A 17,528-nucleotide genomic window follows, 5' to 3' on the forward strand; every position below is an offset into this window, starting at 1 on the left:
CCGTTTATATGGCCACTGATGTTCAATATAAAACGAGCAGACAATCTTATCGATAAACGCGCTATACTCATATAAATCCTATAAATAAGGAGAATATATGCTCATAGGATTTGTTTTATTGGTTAGCACTTGCGGGATGGATGCTTGTGAGGCTTTGCCTGTGACCGATGACATCTATTCGACTCGTCATGAGTGCATGGCCGTGGCGTTACGTCTCCATGAAAGAAGGCCTGATGTCGTATTAATCTGCGGTGAAGTGTACCGTAACGCGGGCAGTGATGAAGCAAACTGAGACACTTCCGATATAACAGCATGCATTTAAATGAAAAAGATGACTCCGCTGTTGACCGATTAAATTCAACAGTATCAACTTTACTGATTCTTTGAATAACCCCAAAATCATCGCCTTCCTGATGCAGGACAAAAAGCCCCACCGAAGTGGGGCTGATTTTACGCATCTAACTCAGTGAGCGCTAATTCCAAAGCAGATATATCTTCGGAACTGAGTAATGGGATAAGTCTTTCTATTTCATCGTCGGAGCGATTGTAAATTTGCAGACTTAAAATCTTCGCGATAGTCTCGTCAGAGAAACGATACTTTAGGAGCCGAGCTGGATTTCCACCAACAATGGCATAAGGAGGGATATCTTTTGTGACAATACTCCCAGCAGCAATAACAGCCCCCTCACCCACGGTAACACCAGGCAAAATCATACAACGCATACCCAGCCAACAACCATCGTTTAATACCGTATCCCCTTTTGGCTGATAAGAGTCTCTAATCATACTCATAAAGGGATAAAGACTAATAAAGTCAATCCGATGATTGTGATTCCCCCCCATCAATATCACAGCTTCTGCGGCGATACAGACATAATCGCCGATAATAAGTTGGTCAATATGGCCAAGCGGTTCCCATTGTTGACTAACGCTGTCTCCGTGTAGATAACGGACAACCGAATTTTCAAACCCATCATCCCAACAGTCACTGTAGTAACTATGTTGGCCTTTGATCAGAATATTCGGGTTTTTGACAGAACTGTGCAGATATTCCACTTTTGACCAGTGTTTATTATTCATGACTTTTTCCTTCCATTTTAAGAAAGCCACGGAACGTTTTGGTTTCGCGGCAGTGATTATACGTTCAGATAACCACTGCTTTTCGCTATTCGAGGATGGAGCATCAACGGACAGCAGAAAAAATTCACATTCATAAGTACCACTTTTTAATTTGTCTCAAGGCGATTGTATCATCTGGCCATTGTTTTTCCGCATGATTTTTTAAAAGCCACTGTTCACCATTCAATACCCATATTAATAATGACTTTATTTGTAGGTGAGTATTTCATGGCAAAATACACAATATTCATTAACAGCCATTTACTTGCATATAATCACCTAGCACTTAAACAAATGACACCAGATTAATTATTAGCAGAATACCACTTCACACGCTAACTTATTAACTTATAAATTGTTTATTCAAAGTTTAAATAACTAGCCATTCACGATGATATTGTACACCCGCTGATTTATTCTCAGCACTTCTATTTCTCATTACAATTTACGGGAGAATCAAAGATGAATATATTGACTGCAATTCGAAAAATTATCGTTCCAGCAATCTGTTTCTTATCTGTATTCGCTGCATTACCTTCACATGCAGCCCCATCGGAGTCCCAGACATATATATGCAGTGGTGCTCATGGCGATGCAACTGACTCTGGGCTATGGGACTGGACCTTTACAGCTAACAGCGAAGCTGACGCTGTCAATCAAGCAAAGGCTAAATATATGCTAACAACCCCTGGTGCTTGGGTTAACGTTTTCTTTTGCAGACTTCAGTGACACTTATTATTAGCACTATGATGTAAATACTCAGAGAGCCATTACGATAGTGGCTCTCATTAATAGTTAAAAAACCGAGCAAGATTCCTTATTTCGATTAAATATAATATTCCTACTTAAAATTAGCGGGTTAACGCCTATCCCTGAACAAATCATATCACTCACCTTATAAGCCATCCTAGATGCTCGGTATCCAAATTTTTCCGTGATATGGTTATCTTCATCTAATCAAAAAGGGAGAAAGGAAATGATTGTCAGAACATGGCATGGCTGCGTTCCAGAGAAATACGCCGAGGGTTTTGCGAAACATCTTGAAAAAACAGGTGTATTTCATTCAAGAAGCATACAAGGAAACAAAGGCGCATTTGTGAGGCGGGAAGCACGGGACGGCTGGGAGCATTTTTTTCTTGCCACTTACTGGCAGGATCTGGAGGCGGTAAAGACTTTCGCGGGTGAAAACTATCATGTGGCAGTGACATATCCGGATGACGAGGAATTTGAATTACTTTCCGATCCTTACGTTTTCCAGCATGAGGTTGAAACCATAACCCCACTTTAGCTGCCTCTTCGAATAAAACTACCGGTTATTACGATTGGACGCTGGGAATTTAAGCCCAGCTTTATTATTTGCCAACAAATTCCCCCAATAATTTTTCCTTAACATTGATCGGCTATAACGATCAAATTCGATAAATTGATCGTTATAGACTATTTGATTGAAATCTAATCTCGGGCGAACATTGATAACACTCCAACTAAGGCGGTACGATAATTGAAAGTTCTACTAATTATAGTCTCGATTTCGGCGATTATAGCCCTGTTAGCTTGGTTCGTAATTCACTCAGCTGCGAAAGATACTAAGGATGATTATTAAGATAGTCACCCATTAACCTGCCATGAACGGCGTGACTCTCAGATTATGGCGGCGTTGATCGTAGCGACATCCCCCAATTCAAAATGGCCTCCTGCGTGATATGCATCCGTTTCCACGACTACCTTCACTTGTCGTAAAAAGTGATCTGATGCGACCATGACTCTTTGATGAACTCGATGTATTACTTTATCTTGGCTCTGAAATTGTTGTAGATAAATTACAGCTCAATGGAGTGATTAGCAAAACCTTAATATGTAAAAAACAATAAAACTCAATGAGATAAAATTAATACAATCAGAAAATTATCATTGTTTAATTACCGTTTCATCACTCCTTGTAAAATACAGGCCAACTAAACATATAAAGGATTACTTTCATTTGAAAATTTCAATCATTGCAGCAACAGTTATATTGAGTACTATTTTAAGTGGGTGCGCAGTAAAAAATGACAAAACACAGTTTCAAGGTTTGGGTTTGACATATCAGTCGGATATCAAAAGACTAGATAACGGGAACTACTTTACCGAAGTTGAAGCCGCACCTGCAGCAGGTCGAATTCATGGCGCTACTGGCACAGCCAGCAAAAAAGCGTCAGACTTTTGTAGGGTACAAAATAAAGCCATGAAAGAAGTGAAAACTGACATAGATACTCATTTACTCGTTAATGGCGTTGCGCGCCTGACTTTCCAGTGCGTATAAATATCGGTTAGCATTCTTAAGTTTTTATATCCCTAAGGAGCCGTTGTGAAAACGGCTATCAATTTACAATTATTTTTTCCCCCAGCGTTCTGCCGCCAATTAAAAACCTTATCGAGCCGTCCTTTACAGACCCGCAGTTCACGTTTCAAGGCTAATGCTTACATCCTACTATCGCCCCAAGTTGTAACGACGAACTCCGGTACCTTACATGCAGTTAGTTAGGCAAAGTGCTTATTCCTTCTCACGGCGAGTCATCAAGCCAGACAATTTCTTGCCACCGTCATATACCCAGCGTGGAAATTGTTCGCAGGCTGCTATCACGTTGCCAACACAGTAATACAGAAACATAGAGGATTATCCGCGATACCTTCATAACAGATAGCTTTAATGCCAACTGATTCCGCAGTATAGAATATCCATATAACTATTGATTTTCTTGAAATTTTACTGCAAAACAATAAAGCGCTTTGTAAATGTGCAAGCAAATAGTGCAGCTACTATCTTGGAGGGAATCATGTTGCAACCACACTTAGAGACACCACGGCTTATTCTCAGACCATTTCAATTTGATGACGCTGATCGAGTTTATGAACTGGTAAATGATCCTTTAATTTCTGATGTGACCGCGAATATACCTCACCCTTATTCATTAGTGCTTGCGAAAGAATGGATTGCATCCCATAGCTCTAATTGGGAAGAGAGCACACTGGCTGCATTTGCGATCATCAGAAAAGATGATCAAGGCCTTATTGGCGCCATCTCTCTTATGGATATTAATTGCGAAAAAGCAGAGGTCGGTTACTGGCTTGGTCAGGCGTATTGGAATCAGGGATATTGTAGTGAAGCCTGTGTTGCTATTTCTCTTTTTGGTTTCAACACATTAAATCTATCAGCAATCAGCGGTCGTCATCTTCATCGCAATCCAGCTTCAGGTAAGGTTTTAATAAAAAATGGATTCCAATTCATAGGGAGCAGACACATGAAAACAAAAAAGCGTGAGCATGATGAACTTGTTGATTTTTATCAACTGATAAAAAAGATATAGATACTGCCTCATCCAAGCCATCAGAGGGTGGCTAGAGTCAGGTTCTTCCAGTATCCATGCGAAGTTAGCTCCGAGCCAACCGCGGATTTCGGTACTTTATTCCCCCCATAAAACAGTAAATAGAAACTCTTTTATGATAAAAGAGTATCCGGTCAGCTACACCTTAAACCTAACGGAGCAGAAAATGAGAACGCAGAAGCGGTGTCTGGGATATGTGGCTGTAGTTGTTGACGACTACGACTGCGCTATTGAGTATTACACGGACAAGCTGGGCTTTACTCTTGTCGAGGATGCGCCACAGCCAGGGAAACGTTGGGTGGTGGTTACACCGAATCCGGAAAGCGACTGTAACATTCTACTCGCACGCGCCTCAAACGAGAGACAGGAAAACTTTATTGGCGACCAGTGCGGCGGTAGGGTGTTCCTATTCCTGCAGACAGATGATTTCTGGCGCGATTACAATTCAATGAAGACAAAAGGAGTTAATTTCTGCGAAGAGCCTCGCGAGGAGGACTACGGAACAGTGGTTGTGTTTGAAGACCTTTACGGTAACCGTTGGGATCTCTACCAGAACACGCAGAACTGAAGAATTGTAACTGCCCGCCCTTAATAAGCGGTCGGGGGATTATGGATAATTTGAATTATAGTATCTAACAGTAATCTCCCCTCCGCCAAAACATTGAAAGTAACAGATCTGGTTTATGACATATCCCCTCCCATTTTTCACGAGATCCGCAGCCTGGCATAAAGACTTTATGATATCCCCATACTTCCATGGACTTTAACTTCATATAGTTAACCGTTAGTTCGGAGCCATTCGTAAAAATTACGATACGTTTAATACGTTAGGGTTGTATTCTTCAGAAAGTTACGACTAAGTCTCACTGTGCGCTATGAACTAAAAGCGGACTTATTCAGGAGAAAGGTGATGTATCCCCCCTATCTGAATCGAGGCAAAAAGCCCCGCGATTAGCCGAGGCTGAATTCAGCGCAATGTAGTACATCTTTCGGAAATCCAGCGAGTATCTGGGGTCAATTCAATAAGTTTAATAATTTATCGGTATGTGGCAGCGGAACGGCGAGGCTTTGCATACACATCATTAAGACTAAGAAATGCATATATATCATATTCCGTGAATTTATTTTTCGGACCTAATACCACATCAACTATTGCATCTTGTGCTGAAAAATCAAACTCATAGTAAGAAGTCAGATAACCAGAGGCAATGCGATATCTTAACTCGCCAACCTGTTCAGGCTTATCAAGTCTGGGTACATCGTAACTTAAGGATGAAGTTGGCCAATAAATGATTCGCTTTTCTTTCTCTTCTTCAAATGCAGGATTTTTGATCTGCATACCCAACTCATTAAGTTTATCGGTGAGAATGAGCTGGGATTCTTCAGGATTACCCGGCGTGGCGTAATATTTATTCAGTAAAAGCCTAATCTCTCGCTCTAATTCATGTGTATCTAAATAGTCAATTTTACTCAGTTTAATTCTTGTTTCACCGTGCAAGCGTAGTGAATCGCCCAAGCCAAAACGGGATTCATCAAACCCAATTGCCACTCCTTCACCATCCAGTGCATACGCCCGCCACTGGCTAAGTGAATCGTCATCTGTAGAGAAACAAGCCACATACTTCGGCAAATTACTTACAGTAAAAGAAGACCATACCTGATTACACCAATCATTATTAGTCTCATTTATTATGCTTCGTAATACATTCCCAAGAGAATTTTCAACCCAACGATCCTCAGTGGAATCATTCATATTGTTAGTGGCAGAGAGCCAGAGTTTCTTTTTCTCAATAATCTGTAAAAAAGCCTCAGGATTACAGTAATGATAAATTACGGACACAATAGAACCCTCAGTCTGTTCGATGATTTATTCTAAGGGAATCGGATCTGTCTGTCCTCGAATAGTCTGCATCATTTGTTAATGTAACGCGCCAATCTCTTCGGTCGTATTCTGCACGCCCATGATTCAGTTGGAGGATAGGTAGACGCTGGAAGGTGTGACAATAGATAGCCTAGCATCACGACTTTATAAAGCAGAATACAGTAAGGAATTTGCACAGAAATTGCTTGGACATAAATCGATGAAAATGACGAATGTATACCTGGATTCACGTAAAAATGAGTGGGTTGAGATTTAGGCCGAGTATAGGATTTCGGGGAAATTTCGGGGGATTTCGGGAGAAAAATAAAAATACCAATAAAATCAACAAATTAAAAAAGACCGAATACGATTCCTATATTCGGTCTAGGGAAATGGCTCTTGGGAGAGAGCCGTGCGCTAAAAGTTGGCATTAACGTAGGCTTACTCAGCCGTACCCTTTAAGCGTAGTCGAGAGCATGCTTTTCGCCAAGTTGATTGCAAAAGTAATTAATTACGGTTGTAAATTAATTTGCATAATAAGCATCTGCACTGGAGAGGTAATAGGTAACCATTTGTTAATTCAGAGCTGATGCTCACCAATGCCAATAAAAATGGTCACATTACTTTTGGCATAACGTCATAGCGCGCTGAACAAAGGGCTCTAAACTCATCTTTTGACTTGGATTTGCACTGTCATCAAGTAGCAAAACATCTAATGGTTTTGCCAACACATGCCCTGCTTTCATCTGCTCAGTCGCGATATCATTTAGCGGATATTGCGCTAATGTACTCGGGTTAATCACAAATAATGCATCACCTGCTCGGCATTCCAGCATGACTTCTTCCCGAGTAAACGCCCATTTCTTGCCAAACTCAAACTTACTGACAGTGATGATTTTCCCCGCAGCAAAAGCATTAACTGATAGCACCAGTAAGGTTAACGCCAACACAGAACCCTTCATTTTAATTATCCTCAAGCTATTCATAGTGTTGATTTTCTCGCATACGCAGGCGTAGATGCAAGCAGAGTACGAGATATACCGCCTCTATATCTCATACTAGACAGGTGCCATGGTCGCAAACAAGCTGACCAACAGTAACACTGCTGCACCAAGCAAGATTTCAGTACAGCTATTTACCACCAGCCAATAGTTCGCTTTCGCAGGAAGTCTTCTGAGCATAGGGACAATGCGATAGCGGTTAATCAACGCAATGGCAATCATCAGCATGACCAATACAACTTTGCTGAACAACAGCATCTGATAGCGGGATGTCAGTTCAAGTTGAGTATCGCGCAACATAATTAAGCTATTAATAACGCCCGTCGCCAATACCAACGCAACAGACAAATGCCCCCAACTTGAAAACCGGATTAAGACCGTGGTGGCTTCACGTTTAACCGTCTGATTGCGGGTATAAGCCAGGCAGATAAGCAATGGAGGAAGGCATCCGACCCAGTAACCCGCACTGATTAGATGTATGACTTGATTGGTCTGATGAATCCAGCCCAATAGACCGTCGTGCATTGCGGCATGCCCTGTGAATGCCAAACTGGCTAATAGCAGGGTTGCGCAGACAACCATCATCCGTACTGCAGTGCGGGTTGGCCCGAGGAAGATTATCCCCATGCTCAGAACCGATAACGCTAGATGCCACTGCCACACTTGGCCAAAACGAGTCCCCAGCACCGACCACCAAACAGACAATCGATAGGTATCAGACCAGCCATCCCCCATTATGCCAGCTTGAATGGCGAGCAGACTCACTGCAGAGATAAAGGCAAGCGTTGTACTGATAATCAGCAGAAGTGATAGGCGTTTTGCGAGTATCGAGGAAAATGGACCTGATGCGAGAACAGCGGTGAATAGACTGATGCCAAACATCAGCATCACCGCTAAAAAATGCAGGAAGCGACAAAGAATAAATAGCGCCGCTAAAGACATATTATTTCACTGTGAAACTGTAGGTGCCTTTGGTTTTATGACCGTCAACCGAAACTACATGCCATGAAACATTGTATTTACCCGCAGTCAATGCGTGATCGATGGGCAGTATCAATTGTGTGTTGTTAGCTGGATCCAATTTCAGAACACCCGTTTTCACGACGCTGTTATCTGGACCTGTGACTTTTACGCCGCTGAAATTCAACTCAATTCCTTCCGAGAACCCCAATGTCAGGGCTTCTGGTGCTGACCCGATGGTCGTATCCGCAGCAGGAGACTCAATCTTTAAATGTGCATGAGCAAGAGCTTGCTGACTAGATAGCCCAACAAATAACACGATAAGTGCCGAAAGCATGCGGCATGAAGAACGTACTTTACGAATAAACATGGTATCCCTTTATCGATGGGGAGAATAATCAGTCTGCTACCAACCATATCCTATATTGGCAGAGCAAACCCCTATCAAATCCAGTCAATTGCACTACCTGTGAGGTAGGACACAAAAGAAAACGCCAGTTTCTGATTGATGATTGAAATATCACCAATAGTTGAACGATAACTAAACTTACCAGTTTGACGTTAATGCAAATGATAACGATTTAGTTATTGCAAGTCGAGAAACCAAAGGTAAACAATATGTAAATGGTGAGAAAACAATATGATGGGGGGCCATTACAGCTAGCATTGCGGAGCTAAAACAAAACACTGCAGCAACCTGTTCCTCAAGGCACTCATTGCTGCAGCGAATGTCTCACAAATCTACACTAATCGGTGAAATTAAGCCTGTGGATGGCTTTGAGCGGCCATTGTTTTTAAGTCTTTATCGACGAAGAACAATGAATTGCCACTATTACCAACCAGAGCCAATTTATCCAAGATTGATTTGAACAGTTTTTCTTCTTCATGCTGTTCAGCAACATACCATTGTAGGAAGTTGAAAGTAGAATAGTCATGAGTGGTCATTGCAACATGGGCAAGCTCATTGATTTGAGTGGTGATCAATTGCTCATGTTCGTAGGTCAATTTAAAGACATCAGCCAATGAGGCAAAATCAATTGGTGGCGCACTGATGGTACCTAAAACAGGCATAGAGCCGGTTCCGCTGAGGTACTCAAATAGACGCTGCATGTGCTGCATCTCTTCCTGAGAATGCTCTTTTAGAAATGCTGCCGCGCCTTCAAAGCCTTTATCGCTGCACCAAGCACTCATTTGTAGATATAGATTCGCAGAGTAAAATTCCAGATTCAGCTGCTCATTGAGCTTTTGTGCCATTTCTGTTTTCAACATAATAATTCCCTTCTCTTTTTATAATGCAGGTAAGCAACGATTGATGCTCGTATTATGCCAAGATAAAAACAAAATAAGAACACCCTATTCACATTATTATTATCGAAAAGAAAAAAATAATATAACTAATTGTTTTAGTTCAAAATTAATAAATCACTCGCATAAAGTGAACTGTTATAAGAATCATTCACATTACCACTGAAATAGTAAAAAGAATGATTCTTGTTTAAGTGGGGTTTTTATTAAATAATAATAATAAAAGTTAGATGATTATTATTCTCGCTGAGTTGAATACCATTATCACATTTCACTTCGTTATATTCGCTACTTGCCAACACCCGCCGACTGCATTACCTTTTGCGCCATAGTCGATACAAGAAAGCAGGAGAATACGATGGGATACAATCTGGCAGAGCTCTCTAGTGAAGAAATGGCCAAGATGAATGTTGATCTGGCGGCGTCAGGTGTCGCATTTAAAGAACGCTACAACATGCCTGTTATTCCAGAAATGGTCGCACGAGAACAACCAGAAGAATTGCGTGAGTACTTTTCACAACGGCTTGCACATTACCGAATCGAGTCGAATAAGTTCTCGCGTTTGCCGTATGAACCTAAAATGAAATCATGATAAAACGCCTGTTAGGTAAAACTACAGGCGTAAACTAATATGCGGTTAGGATTTACGAGCAAACTTGTCCGTAGCAAGAATTAACTGATGCAAAATCCCTGGCTCATCGAATGAATGCCCTGCCCCTTCAACAAGGTGCAATTCAGCCTCTGGCCAAACTTGTGCTAAGTCCCACGCATTTTGTGGCTGGCAAGCCATATCGTATCGGCCATGAATGATCACGGCAGGTATGTGGCGAATACGCGTAACGTTATCGAGCAGTTGATTATCATCATCTAAAAAACCTAAATGGGTAAAATAGTGATTCTCAATGCGCGCAAAAGCCAATGCAAAATCATCTTCACCGAATGACGCTGAACTTTTGGTCGGCAATAAAGTGACGGTTTCCCCCTCCCACAGACTCCAGATTTTAGCTGCCTCCAACTGCACCGCCTTATCTGGTGATGTCAGTCGTTTGCGGTAAGCCGCGATAACATCCCCCTGCTCTTCTGGCGACAAAATGGATAAAATACGTTGCCATTTATCGGGGAAGAAACGCGAAGCACCCTCTTGATAGTACCAATGCAGCTCTGTTTTACGCAGGGTGAAGATACCCCGCAACACCATTTCACTGACTCGCTCTGGGTGTGTTTCTCCATAGGCCAGCGCCAGTGTGGAACCCCATGAACCACCAAATAGCAGCCATTTATCTACACCAGCCATTTTACGCAGCCGCTCGATATCTTCGACTAAATGCCACGTGGTGTTGTTGTCTAGGCTGGCGTGGGGTTTCGAGCGCCCGCACCCACGTTGATCAAACAGCAATACTTTATATTTTGTCGGATTAAACAATTGCCGATGATAAGGTGCTATTCCCCCGCCTGGACCACCATGAATAAATACCGCTGGTTTGCCCTCAGGGTTACCACAGAGCTCCCAGTAAATCTGATGCCCATCGCCGGTGTCTAATAAACCACTGTCGTAGGGTTCATACGCTGGATAAAGTCCACGTAACTGCTCCATTATTTTTCCCTGTTTCTTATTAGACATGGATGTTATCAAAGCTTATACCGCACGCAGGGTCAACGATAAAACATCACATTTACGCCAATCAGCTCATTAATTCTATCAATTGCTGATAATTGCATCGGATCTCAATAAATAGTTTGGCGATAGTTCAATACAGCATGTGAATTAAGCGGTATCAAGAGGGATGATGATTTAATAATACTCTTGTTAAACAATCTATTAATCGTAGTGATGGTTTATCTACTTGCAACTCCCCACCATTAGGTGGTTAATAGGCATGCGTACCAACCTAACCGAAGGTAAAGAGAGGCAGCCATGAGTAAGGGAATGGACAGCAAAAAGAACGCGAAGAAAAAGCCACTAAAAACACCGGCTGAGAAAAAAGCTGAGAAACGCGCTAAGAAGTCATCAGCATCCAGCGCAGAATAATGGTATTTTCGTCTCGTTAGCCAACCCGCCCCGAAAGGCGGGTTTTTTGTTGGTTATTATCATGGAAACGAAGGAGATTAAGGATGTATTTTCGTGTCATCGATACTGAAACTTGTGGTTTAGACGGTGGGATTGTCGAGGTTGCTTCAATAGATTTAGTGGATGGACAACTGAGTAACCCGATGAGTGATCTGGTCAGCCCGGATAGGCCAATCAGTATTGACGCCATGGTAATTCACCATATCACCGAAGAAATGGTCGAGGGTAAACCAAGAATCGCTGTTGCCATTCGAAAATATCAGGGTAGTCCTTATTATGTTGCGCATAACGCCCCTTTTGACCGAGGTGTTCTGCCTGAGATGGGTGGCCAATGGATTTGCACGTTCAAGCTGGCACGTATGCTTTACCCTGATATTAAGTACAGTAATCAATATCTACGTTATGCCTTACGCCTGAATGTTTCACCGCCTGATGGACTGTACCCTCATCGCGCGTTGTATGACTGCTACGTCACGGCGGCATTGTTGCAGCGTATAATGCTGGACTCAGGTTGGAACGCTGAGCAAATGGTCGAGATAACGCAGCAACCCTTGTTGTTGCAGACCTTTAAATTCGGCAAGTATCGCGGGAAAAGTATTGAGCAGATAGCCCGACAGGATCCGGACTACCTGCGTTGGATGTTAGCTTCAATCACTGATCTGACGCCAGATATGCGCCATACACTGAACCATTATCTGTCGTAATTTGATCGTTGATATCAAGCGAGACCAAGAATAAATGCGTATTCCAAAGCGATATCTTCATAGGCTTTGAAACGCCCCGACTTACCGCCATGGCCAGAGTCCATATCGGTATGGAGCAGCAGTTGGTGGTCATCGGTTTTCATTTCACGCAATTTTGCGACCCATTTTGCCGGTTCCCAATATTGAACCTGGGAATCGTGTAAACCGGTCGTGACCAGCATGTGCGGGTAGTTTTGGGCTTTAACCTGATCATAGGGGCTGTATTGCTTAATATAGTCGTAATACGCCTTTTCGTTTGGATTGCCCCACTCATCATATTCACCAGTGGTTAGCGGGATAGATTCATCCAGCATCGTGGTGACCACATCAACAAATGGCACTTGTGCGACAACACCTTTATACAGTTCAGGGGCTTGGTTAATGACGGTTCCCATCAGTAAGCCACCAGCACTCCCCCCCATAGCAAAGACACGCTTGGCATCACCGTAACCTTTTTCTATCAATGCCTTAGTAACATCAATAAAGTCATTAAAGGTATTTAATTTATTGAATAACTTCCCATCTTCATACCAGCGTTGGCCCAGTTCACCACCACCTCGAATATGCGCCAGTGCAAAGACAAAGCCACGGTCCAGCAAACTTAAGCGGCTGCCGCTAAACGCGGGATCCATACTGCTACCGTAAGAACCGTAGCCATACACCAACAAGGGGTTAGCACCTGAAACAAATTGGTCGCGGTGATAAACCAGCGAGACGGGTATTTTTACGCCATCAGTTGCCGTCACCCAAATCCGTTCGCTACGGTATTTTTCAGGTGAGAAGTTCTTCACTTCCTGTTGTTTAAGTAACTGGCGCGCGCCAGTGTCCATATTCAGCTCAAACATAGAGCTGGGCGTGGTCATGGATGAGTAGCCATAGCGCAGCAGTTCAGTTTCTGGCTCGGGGTTATACGCGAGCCAAGTCACATAGGTAGGATCATCGAACGTAATCGACTTTTCTTCACCTGTGTTCCAGTGAATTTGCCGCAAATGGGTCAGCCCTTCGCTGCGCTCTTCGACCACCAGCCAGTCACGGAACAAACTGAACCCTTCCAACATCACGTCTATTCTTGGCGCAATGATGGGCTGCCACTGGGACTCATCGGCAAAATCACTGAGCGTTTTACCTTCTTCCGCTATTTTGTACAGACCAAAATTCTTGCCGTCTTCAGATGTGCATCTGTTTTTATTGGAACGAATATAGAAATGCTGCTTGTAGTGGTCCAAACCATATTCATGGTCTTTACGCCGTGGCGCAAACAACTGCGGCACAGGGTTATGCTGATCGGCATCTAGTAGGAGAATTTCAGAGGTGGTGGTGCTGCTGAGATGGATAACGATATAACGCTCTGATGTGGTTTTTTCTAAACCAACATAGAAAGTGTCGTCAGTTTCCTGATAGATCAGTTGGTCTTGTTTTGGATCCGTCCCAACGATGTGGCGATAGACTTGATAAGGCAATAAGGTTTTTTCATGTTTACGCACGTAGTACAGGGTTTTCGAGTCATTTGCCCATTCAAAATTGCCTGACGTATTGGTAATGACATCTTCTTGCCAAGTATCGGTTTTTAAATACTTTACCCGAATATCATATTGGCGACGCGATAAGAAATCTTCAGCCACAGCCAAAAGTTGGTTATCTGGGCTGACATCTAACCCACCTAAGGTATAAAAGTCACTGTCTGCGGCACGCTGATTACCATCCAATAACGTTTCCCAACTACTATCCGCCCAAACAGGTTGACGGACATAAATCGCATATTCGTTGCCCGGTTCATAGCGAGTCTGATAGCGATAGCCATTGCGGATATAAGGGACAGATTCTTCTTGCGGTGGAATACGGGACACCATCTCTTGGTATAAGGTTTCACGCAAGGGTTGCAGTGGCTTCATGACGGCTTCAGTGTATTCGTTCTCGGCATGCAAATAATTCAAAACATCCGTGTTGGTACGTTCATCATCACGTAACCAATAATAGTCATCTACACGGGTATCGCCGTGCATGGTTATCGGATAAGGGCGTTTTTCTGCCTTTGGAGGTGTGGTCATGGGTGAGTTATCCATCTGTGTTCGTTATCGCGAGGGTGACACGATTATTTGGTGATGCCAAGCACCAACATTTAATGATGATGAATCAATATGCTTCTAAATAAGTGATAAATGGAGTGAGAAACAGATACTGGGGTTCTTCGCCCCAGCACCTGTTTAGACGTAATTCGAGCGAGTGCATGCAGCTAACAACCCTGCGGCTTCAAGAAAAAAATATACCCAAAGTCATTGGAGTCACAGGTAGGCGGCAATTGAACTCATCCCGATGAGCATACATGAGTATGTGATTCGGGTGAGTGAAAGCAGCCAACACCCCTGTGGCTTCAAGGACGAAGGGTATACGTCATCGAACCAGCCTGACAATCTAACACCACCTCATAGGTTTCATCGCCCTTATTACCTCGAACAACCAATGGAACCTGCCAGATGTCATCTTTGCCGGTGATATCAACCTCACTAATCCAAACCACGGGCTTATCTGTTCCGAGTCGTTTTTTGTCATTTTCCCAGCGCGTGATTCTATTTTGTAGAAAATCACGTTTGACCTGAGTGGCAACCTGAGATTGATTTAAGCCGGTACAAGTAGGCACTTTCGCTACCCGTGGCTCTTGCGCTTGCACATTGCCTGTGATGGCTGCCGATACGGCAGCAAATACCAAGGCGAGTCCTGTCTTTCTCATCCTTCCTCCACTTTTTATTATTACCATCCAGCGGCAGGAACGATGATTGAGAGGTAGGTTACAGAGTGAACAACGCTGTCGCGTCTGCGAATCAGCGCTGCTGAATTAACACCGAGTAAACTCAATCACGTAGAACTGTTCCAAGCCGGGATAGATCGCCTTAATCACCTTTCTGAGTTCATCCAAGGACATATTTTCTTGCTCAGCATGGCGTTCAGTTAGCGCATCCAATGTCACTGGCGTAACTGACGTGACCTTGATGTGGCAGAAAAATACGCCGTCTTCATTTCGACACACGCGCAGAATTTCTTCTGGGCGAAAGTCGGATTCACTGCTATCTCGGATCGTGATCGTTTTACGATCAGCCAAAATATCCGCCTCAAAGCGGCGAAAGAAGGTGATTTCACGATTCATTTTAGATCCCTTTTTGACTTTCTGCCGAAAGTGGACAGATTAAGCCGCTTGATTTTCTTCAGGTTTGGTCTTTTTCTCTGGCGCGTTTTTCTCAGACTTCACTTTTGATTGCCCATCTACAGGGGCTGTCGGACTTGCGCCACGAAGAATTTGCCCTAATGCATCTTTATTTTCTGCCAAGAAGAAACTCAGCGCTTCACGCTGTTCTTCTTCAAGAGTTAAGGGAGCTTGCGACAACCATTCAGACAAATTGTCAGCCAAATCCAGCATTTTATCGTAGGCATCGGCTTCTTTTTTGGTTGTGAAAGTCATTTTTTCCTCACCCTGTCTTACCACGACGAATTTTATTTCAACGGCCATGAATAAACGTCCTATTTGCTTATAGGTTACTGTACATAAACACAGTATAAGATGATTTATTGGGAGGATGCAATCACCATCCCCCCACTGTGATTATTTTAATAGACGGGCTTTGCAGTTTTTGCCTTTGATTTTACCTTGTTGCAACTGTTGTAAAGCGCGCTTGGCGCTGGCCTTACGGATAGCCACATAGGCATGCACCGGGAACATGTCGATTTTACCCACATCCGCCGCAGTCAAACCCGCATCACCGGTGAGTGCACCCAAGATATCGCCTGGGCGAATTTTTGCTTTACGGCCACCGTCAATGCATAGCGTCACCATTTCGGGTTCCAGCAGAGGGCTAGTGCTGCGGCTCACTTGATCAGTGGGTGTCCATTTCAACTTTATTTGCAGATAATCTTCAATTGCATGGGCGCGAGTCATTTCTTGTGGTGTACACAAGCTAACAGCCAGCCCACTCATCCCTGCTCGGCCAGTACGCCCAATGCGGTGCACGTGTACTTCAGGATCAAATGCCAGTTCAAAGTTAACCACTAACTCTAAATCTTTGATGTCCAGACCACGAGCGGCAACATCGGTTGCCACTAACACACGACAACTGCGGTTGGAAAAACGGACCAGCACCTGATCACGGTCACGTTGTTCTAAGTCACCGTGTAAAGCCAGCACACTAATGCCACGGGATTCCAGTGCGTCGTAAACACTCTGGCAATCTTTTTTGGTATTACAGAACACGACGCAAGATGCGGGTTGATAGTGGCTGAGAATGGCAATCAGCAGCGGTAAGCGTTTTTCGCGCGTGGTTTCAAAGAACACCTGCTCAATGGCGGGCGCTTCTTCGCCATCATCCACTTCAACATTGAGCGGATCACGCTGCACCCGCGCACTGATGCGTTCAATGCCAAACGGATAAGTGGCGGAGAACAACAAAGTTTGACGCGTTGGTGGGGTGTAAGAAATCACATCATCGATGGCATCGGCGAAACCCATATCTAACATGCGATCGGCTTCATCCAAGACCAGCACCTTGAGATCATCCAGCACCAGCGTTTTTTTGCGTAAATGTTCTTGGATGCGCCCTGGTGTACCGACAACAATATGGGGCGCATGTACCAGAGAGTCCAACTGGTGGCCCATCGGCTGGCCGCCGCATAAGGTCAAAATTTTGATGTTCTGAGTGAAACGGGCCAAGCGGCGTAGCTCTTTACTGACTTGGTCTGCCAATTCACGGGTCGGACACAGCACTAATGCCTGAGTGACAAACTCACCTACCGCAATTTTGTCTAGCAAACCGATACCAAATGCAGCGGTTTTACCACTGCCCGTTTTGGCCTTCGCCCGAACATCCTGCCCGTTGAGGATTGCCGGTAGCGCTGCAGCCTGTACCGGTGTCATTTCGGTATAGCCAAGTTCATTAAGATTGGACAACTGCTCAGCAGGCAGCGTCAAGGTCGCAAAGGAGGTTGTGCTCACGGCAAAGACTCTTATAACAGGATGGAATGGCAGCGATGGCCTGAAGGCAAGCGCAATATTTTGGCGCGATAATACCAGAAGTGGGCCTCTCGCCGGTAGAATACTGCAAAAACCACACAAATTAGACT

The 17,528-nt window shown here is 43.8% G+C and carries 20 protein-coding genes and 1 pseudogene; 8 read left to right on the top strand and 13 right to left on the bottom strand.

What is annotated here, in order from left to right:
* Positions 1 to 97 precede the first annotated feature (97 nt).
* A complete protein-coding gene (locus tag BN68_RS05845; protein WP_019210225.1) occupies positions 98 to 292 on the top strand; it encodes a hypothetical protein in 195 nt (64 codons plus the stop codon).
* A gap of 158 nt (positions 293 to 450) precedes the next feature.
* On the opposite strand, the gene BN68_RS05850 is transcribed toward BN68_RS05845, so the two are convergent.
* Positions 451 to 1,080 (bottom strand): CatB-related O-acetyltransferase, encoded by a 630-nt coding sequence (locus tag BN68_RS05850; RefSeq protein ID WP_019210226.1) that lies wholly within the window; start codon positions 1,078 to 1,080, stop codon positions 451 to 453.
* Positions 1,081 to 2,095: 1,015 nt separating this feature from the next.
* On the opposite strand from BN68_RS05850, the gene BN68_RS05860 reads away from it, so the two are divergent.
* Together BN68_RS05860 and BN68_RS05865 are read left to right on the top strand one after the other, a co-directional pair.
* Complete coding sequence (locus BN68_RS05860) at positions 2,096 to 2,407, top strand: hypothetical protein (RefSeq protein WP_019210228.1); 312 nt, start codon at positions 2,096 to 2,098, stop codon at positions 2,405 to 2,407.
* 693 nt (positions 2,408 to 3,100) lie between these two features.
* Positions 3,101 to 3,421, top strand: coding sequence for a hypothetical protein (locus BN68_RS05865; protein ID WP_019210229.1), 321 nt, complete (start codon positions 3,101 to 3,103; stop codon positions 3,419 to 3,421).
* Positions 3,422 to 3,652: 231 nt separating this feature from the next.
* Here the strand turns inward: BN68_RS05865 and BN68_RS23210 are convergent.
* Positions 3,653 to 3,775: pseudogene (locus BN68_RS23210) on the bottom strand (glycoside hydrolase family protein); the annotation flags it as partial.
* Between the two features lie 160 nt (positions 3,776 to 3,935).
* Between BN68_RS23210 and BN68_RS05870 the strand changes: the two are divergent.
* Positions 3,936 to 4,466, top strand: coding sequence for a GNAT family N-acetyltransferase (locus BN68_RS05870; RefSeq protein WP_019210230.1), 531 nt, complete (start codon positions 3,936 to 3,938; stop codon positions 4,464 to 4,466).
* A gap of 184 nt (positions 4,467 to 4,650) precedes the next feature.
* A complete protein-coding gene (locus tag BN68_RS05875; RefSeq protein WP_042806537.1) occupies positions 4,651 to 5,052 on the top strand; it encodes a VOC family protein in 402 nt (133 codons plus the stop codon).
* A gap of 468 nt (positions 5,053 to 5,520) precedes the next feature.
* Here BN68_RS05875 and BN68_RS05880 read toward each other — a convergent pair whose 3' ends face one another.
* Positions 5,521 to 6,324, bottom strand: coding sequence for a DUF2971 domain-containing protein (locus BN68_RS05880; RefSeq protein ID WP_019210232.1), 804 nt, complete (start codon positions 6,322 to 6,324; stop codon positions 5,521 to 5,523).
* A 157-nt stretch (positions 6,325 to 6,481) separates the two neighbouring features.
* Between BN68_RS05880 and BN68_RS23215 the strand changes: the two genes are divergently transcribed.
* The gene (locus BN68_RS23215; protein WP_391592291.1) at positions 6,482 to 6,622 is read left to right on the top strand and encodes a tyrosine-type recombinase/integrase; all 141 of its coding nucleotides are present in this window, start codon (positions 6,482 to 6,484) and stop codon (positions 6,620 to 6,622) included.
* A 343-nt stretch (positions 6,623 to 6,965) separates the two neighbouring features.
* Here the strand turns inward: BN68_RS23215 and BN68_RS05885 are convergent, their stop codons facing one another.
* The 4 genes from BN68_RS05885 to ftnA all read right to left on the bottom strand — a co-directional run bounded on the left by BN68_RS05885 (position 6,966) and on the right by ftnA (position 9,575).
* On the bottom strand, positions 6,966 to 7,307 hold the full coding sequence (locus BN68_RS05885; protein ID WP_019210234.1) for a YebY family protein: 342 nt from the start codon (positions 7,305 to 7,307) through the stop codon (positions 6,966 to 6,968).
* 96 nt (positions 7,308 to 7,403) lie between these two features.
* Positions 7,404 to 8,288, bottom strand: a complete 885-nt coding sequence (gene copD / locus BN68_RS05890; RefSeq protein WP_019210235.1) for a copper homeostasis membrane protein CopD — start codon at positions 8,286 to 8,288, stop codon at positions 7,404 to 7,406.
* A 1-nt stretch (position 8,289) separates the two neighbouring features.
* Positions 8,290 to 8,676 (bottom strand): CopC domain-containing protein YobA, encoded by a 387-nt coding sequence (yobA, locus tag BN68_RS05895; protein WP_019210236.1) that lies wholly within the window; start codon positions 8,674 to 8,676, stop codon positions 8,290 to 8,292.
* Between the two features lie 389 nt (positions 8,677 to 9,065).
* Complete coding sequence (gene ftnA / locus BN68_RS05900) at positions 9,066 to 9,575, bottom strand: non-heme ferritin (protein WP_019210237.1); 510 nt, start codon at positions 9,573 to 9,575, stop codon at positions 9,066 to 9,068.
* Between the two features lie 394 nt (positions 9,576 to 9,969).
* On the opposite strand from ftnA, the gene BN68_RS05905 reads away from it, so the two are divergent.
* Complete coding sequence (locus BN68_RS05905; protein ID WP_019210238.1) at positions 9,970 to 10,203, top strand: DNA polymerase III subunit theta; 234 nt, start codon at positions 9,970 to 9,972, stop codon at positions 10,201 to 10,203.
* A 45-nt stretch (positions 10,204 to 10,248) separates the two neighbouring features.
* On the opposite strand, the gene pip is transcribed toward BN68_RS05905, so the two are convergent.
* Positions 10,249 to 11,205, bottom strand: a complete 957-nt coding sequence (gene pip / locus BN68_RS05910) for a prolyl aminopeptidase (protein WP_019210239.1) — start codon at positions 11,203 to 11,205, stop codon at positions 10,249 to 10,251.
* Between the two features lie 518 nt (positions 11,206 to 11,723).
* On the opposite strand from pip, the gene exoX reads away from it, so the two are divergent.
* Positions 11,724 to 12,383 carry an exodeoxyribonuclease X gene (gene exoX / locus BN68_RS05915; RefSeq protein ID WP_019210241.1) on the top strand — a complete coding sequence of 220 codons (660 nt, stop codon included), beginning with the start codon at positions 11,724 to 11,726 and terminating at the stop codon, positions 12,381 to 12,383.
* A 14-nt stretch (positions 12,384 to 12,397) separates the two neighbouring features.
* Here exoX and BN68_RS05920 read toward each other — a convergent pair whose 3' ends face one another.
* The 5 genes from BN68_RS05920 to dbpA form a co-directional block, all read right to left on the bottom strand.
* Positions 12,398 to 14,470 carry a S9 family peptidase gene (locus tag BN68_RS05920; RefSeq protein WP_019210242.1) on the bottom strand — a complete coding sequence of 691 codons (2,073 nt, stop codon included), beginning with the start codon at positions 14,468 to 14,470 and terminating at the stop codon, positions 12,398 to 12,400.
* A gap of 323 nt (positions 14,471 to 14,793) precedes the next feature.
* Entirely contained in the window at positions 14,794 to 15,150 is a 357-nt protein-coding gene (gene yebF / locus BN68_RS05925; protein WP_019210243.1) for a protein YebF, read from the bottom strand.
* Between the two features lie 105 nt (positions 15,151 to 15,255).
* On the bottom strand, positions 15,256 to 15,564 hold the full coding sequence (gene yqfB / locus BN68_RS05930) for a N(4)-acetylcytidine aminohydrolase (protein ID WP_019210244.1): 309 nt from the start codon (positions 15,562 to 15,564) through the stop codon (positions 15,256 to 15,258).
* Between the two features lie 39 nt (positions 15,565 to 15,603).
* Positions 15,604 to 15,924 carry a YebG family protein gene (locus BN68_RS05935; RefSeq protein ID WP_019210245.1) on the bottom strand — a complete coding sequence of 107 codons (321 nt, stop codon included), beginning with the start codon at positions 15,922 to 15,924 and terminating at the stop codon, positions 15,604 to 15,606.
* Between the two features lie 93 nt (positions 15,925 to 16,017).
* Positions 16,018 to 17,400 (bottom strand): ATP-dependent RNA helicase DbpA, encoded by a 1,383-nt coding sequence (dbpA, locus tag BN68_RS05940; protein ID WP_019210246.1) that lies wholly within the window; start codon positions 17,398 to 17,400, stop codon positions 16,018 to 16,020.
* Positions 17,401 to 17,528 lie beyond the last annotated feature (128 nt).

Source organism: Yersinia massiliensis CCUG 53443 (assembly GCF_000312485.1).
Classification (GTDB): Bacteria; Pseudomonadota; Gammaproteobacteria; order Enterobacterales; family Enterobacteriaceae; genus Yersinia; species Yersinia massiliensis.

Bases quoted from the DNA above. Each gene is read 5' to 3' on its own strand.
- ftnA (WP_019210237.1), bottom strand. From the start codon at position 9,575: ATGTTGAAAACAGAAATGGCACAAAAGCTCAATGAGCAGCTGAATCTG.
- BN68_RS05935 (WP_019210245.1), bottom strand. From the start codon at position 15,924: ATGGCCGTTGAAATAAAATTCGTCGTGGTAAGACAGGGTGAGGAAAAA.
- yobA (WP_019210236.1), bottom strand. From the start codon at position 8,676: ATGTTTATTCGTAAAGTACGTTCTTCATGCCGCATGCTTTCGGCACTT.
- BN68_RS05920 (WP_019210242.1), bottom strand. From the start codon at position 14,470: ATGACCACACCTCCAAAGGCAGAAAAACGCCCTTATCCGATAACCATG.
- pip (WP_019210239.1), bottom strand. From the start codon at position 11,205: ATGGAGCAGTTACGTGGACTTTATCCAGCGTATGAACCCTACGACAGT.
- BN68_RS05875 (WP_042806537.1), top strand. From the start codon at position 4,651: ATGAGAACGCAGAAGCGGTGTCTGGGATATGTGGCTGTAGTTGTTGAC.
- yqfB (WP_019210244.1), bottom strand. From the start codon at position 15,564: ATGAATCGTGAAATCACCTTCTTTCGCCGCTTTGAGGCGGATATTTTG.
- exoX (WP_019210241.1), top strand. From the start codon at position 11,724: ATGTATTTTCGTGTCATCGATACTGAAACTTGTGGTTTAGACGGTGGG.
- BN68_RS05845 (WP_019210225.1), top strand. From the start codon at position 98: ATGCTCATAGGATTTGTTTTATTGGTTAGCACTTGCGGGATGGATGCT.
- BN68_RS05885 (WP_019210234.1), bottom strand. From the start codon at position 7,307: ATGAAGGGTTCTGTGTTGGCGTTAACCTTACTGGTGCTATCAGTTAAT.
- BN68_RS05860 (WP_019210228.1), top strand. From the start codon at position 2,096: ATGATTGTCAGAACATGGCATGGCTGCGTTCCAGAGAAATACGCCGAG.
- BN68_RS05850 (WP_019210226.1), bottom strand. From the start codon at position 1,080: ATGAATAATAAACACTGGTCAAAAGTGGAATATCTGCACAGTTCTGTC.
- BN68_RS05870 (WP_019210230.1), top strand. From the start codon at position 3,936: ATGTTGCAACCACACTTAGAGACACCACGGCTTATTCTCAGACCATTT.
- BN68_RS05905 (WP_019210238.1), top strand. From the start codon at position 9,970: ATGGGATACAATCTGGCAGAGCTCTCTAGTGAAGAAATGGCCAAGATG.
- copD (WP_019210235.1), bottom strand. From the start codon at position 8,288: ATGTCTTTAGCGGCGCTATTTATTCTTTGTCGCTTCCTGCATTTTTTA.
- yebF (WP_019210243.1), bottom strand. From the start codon at position 15,150: ATGAGAAAGACAGGACTCGCCTTGGTATTTGCTGCCGTATCGGCAGCC.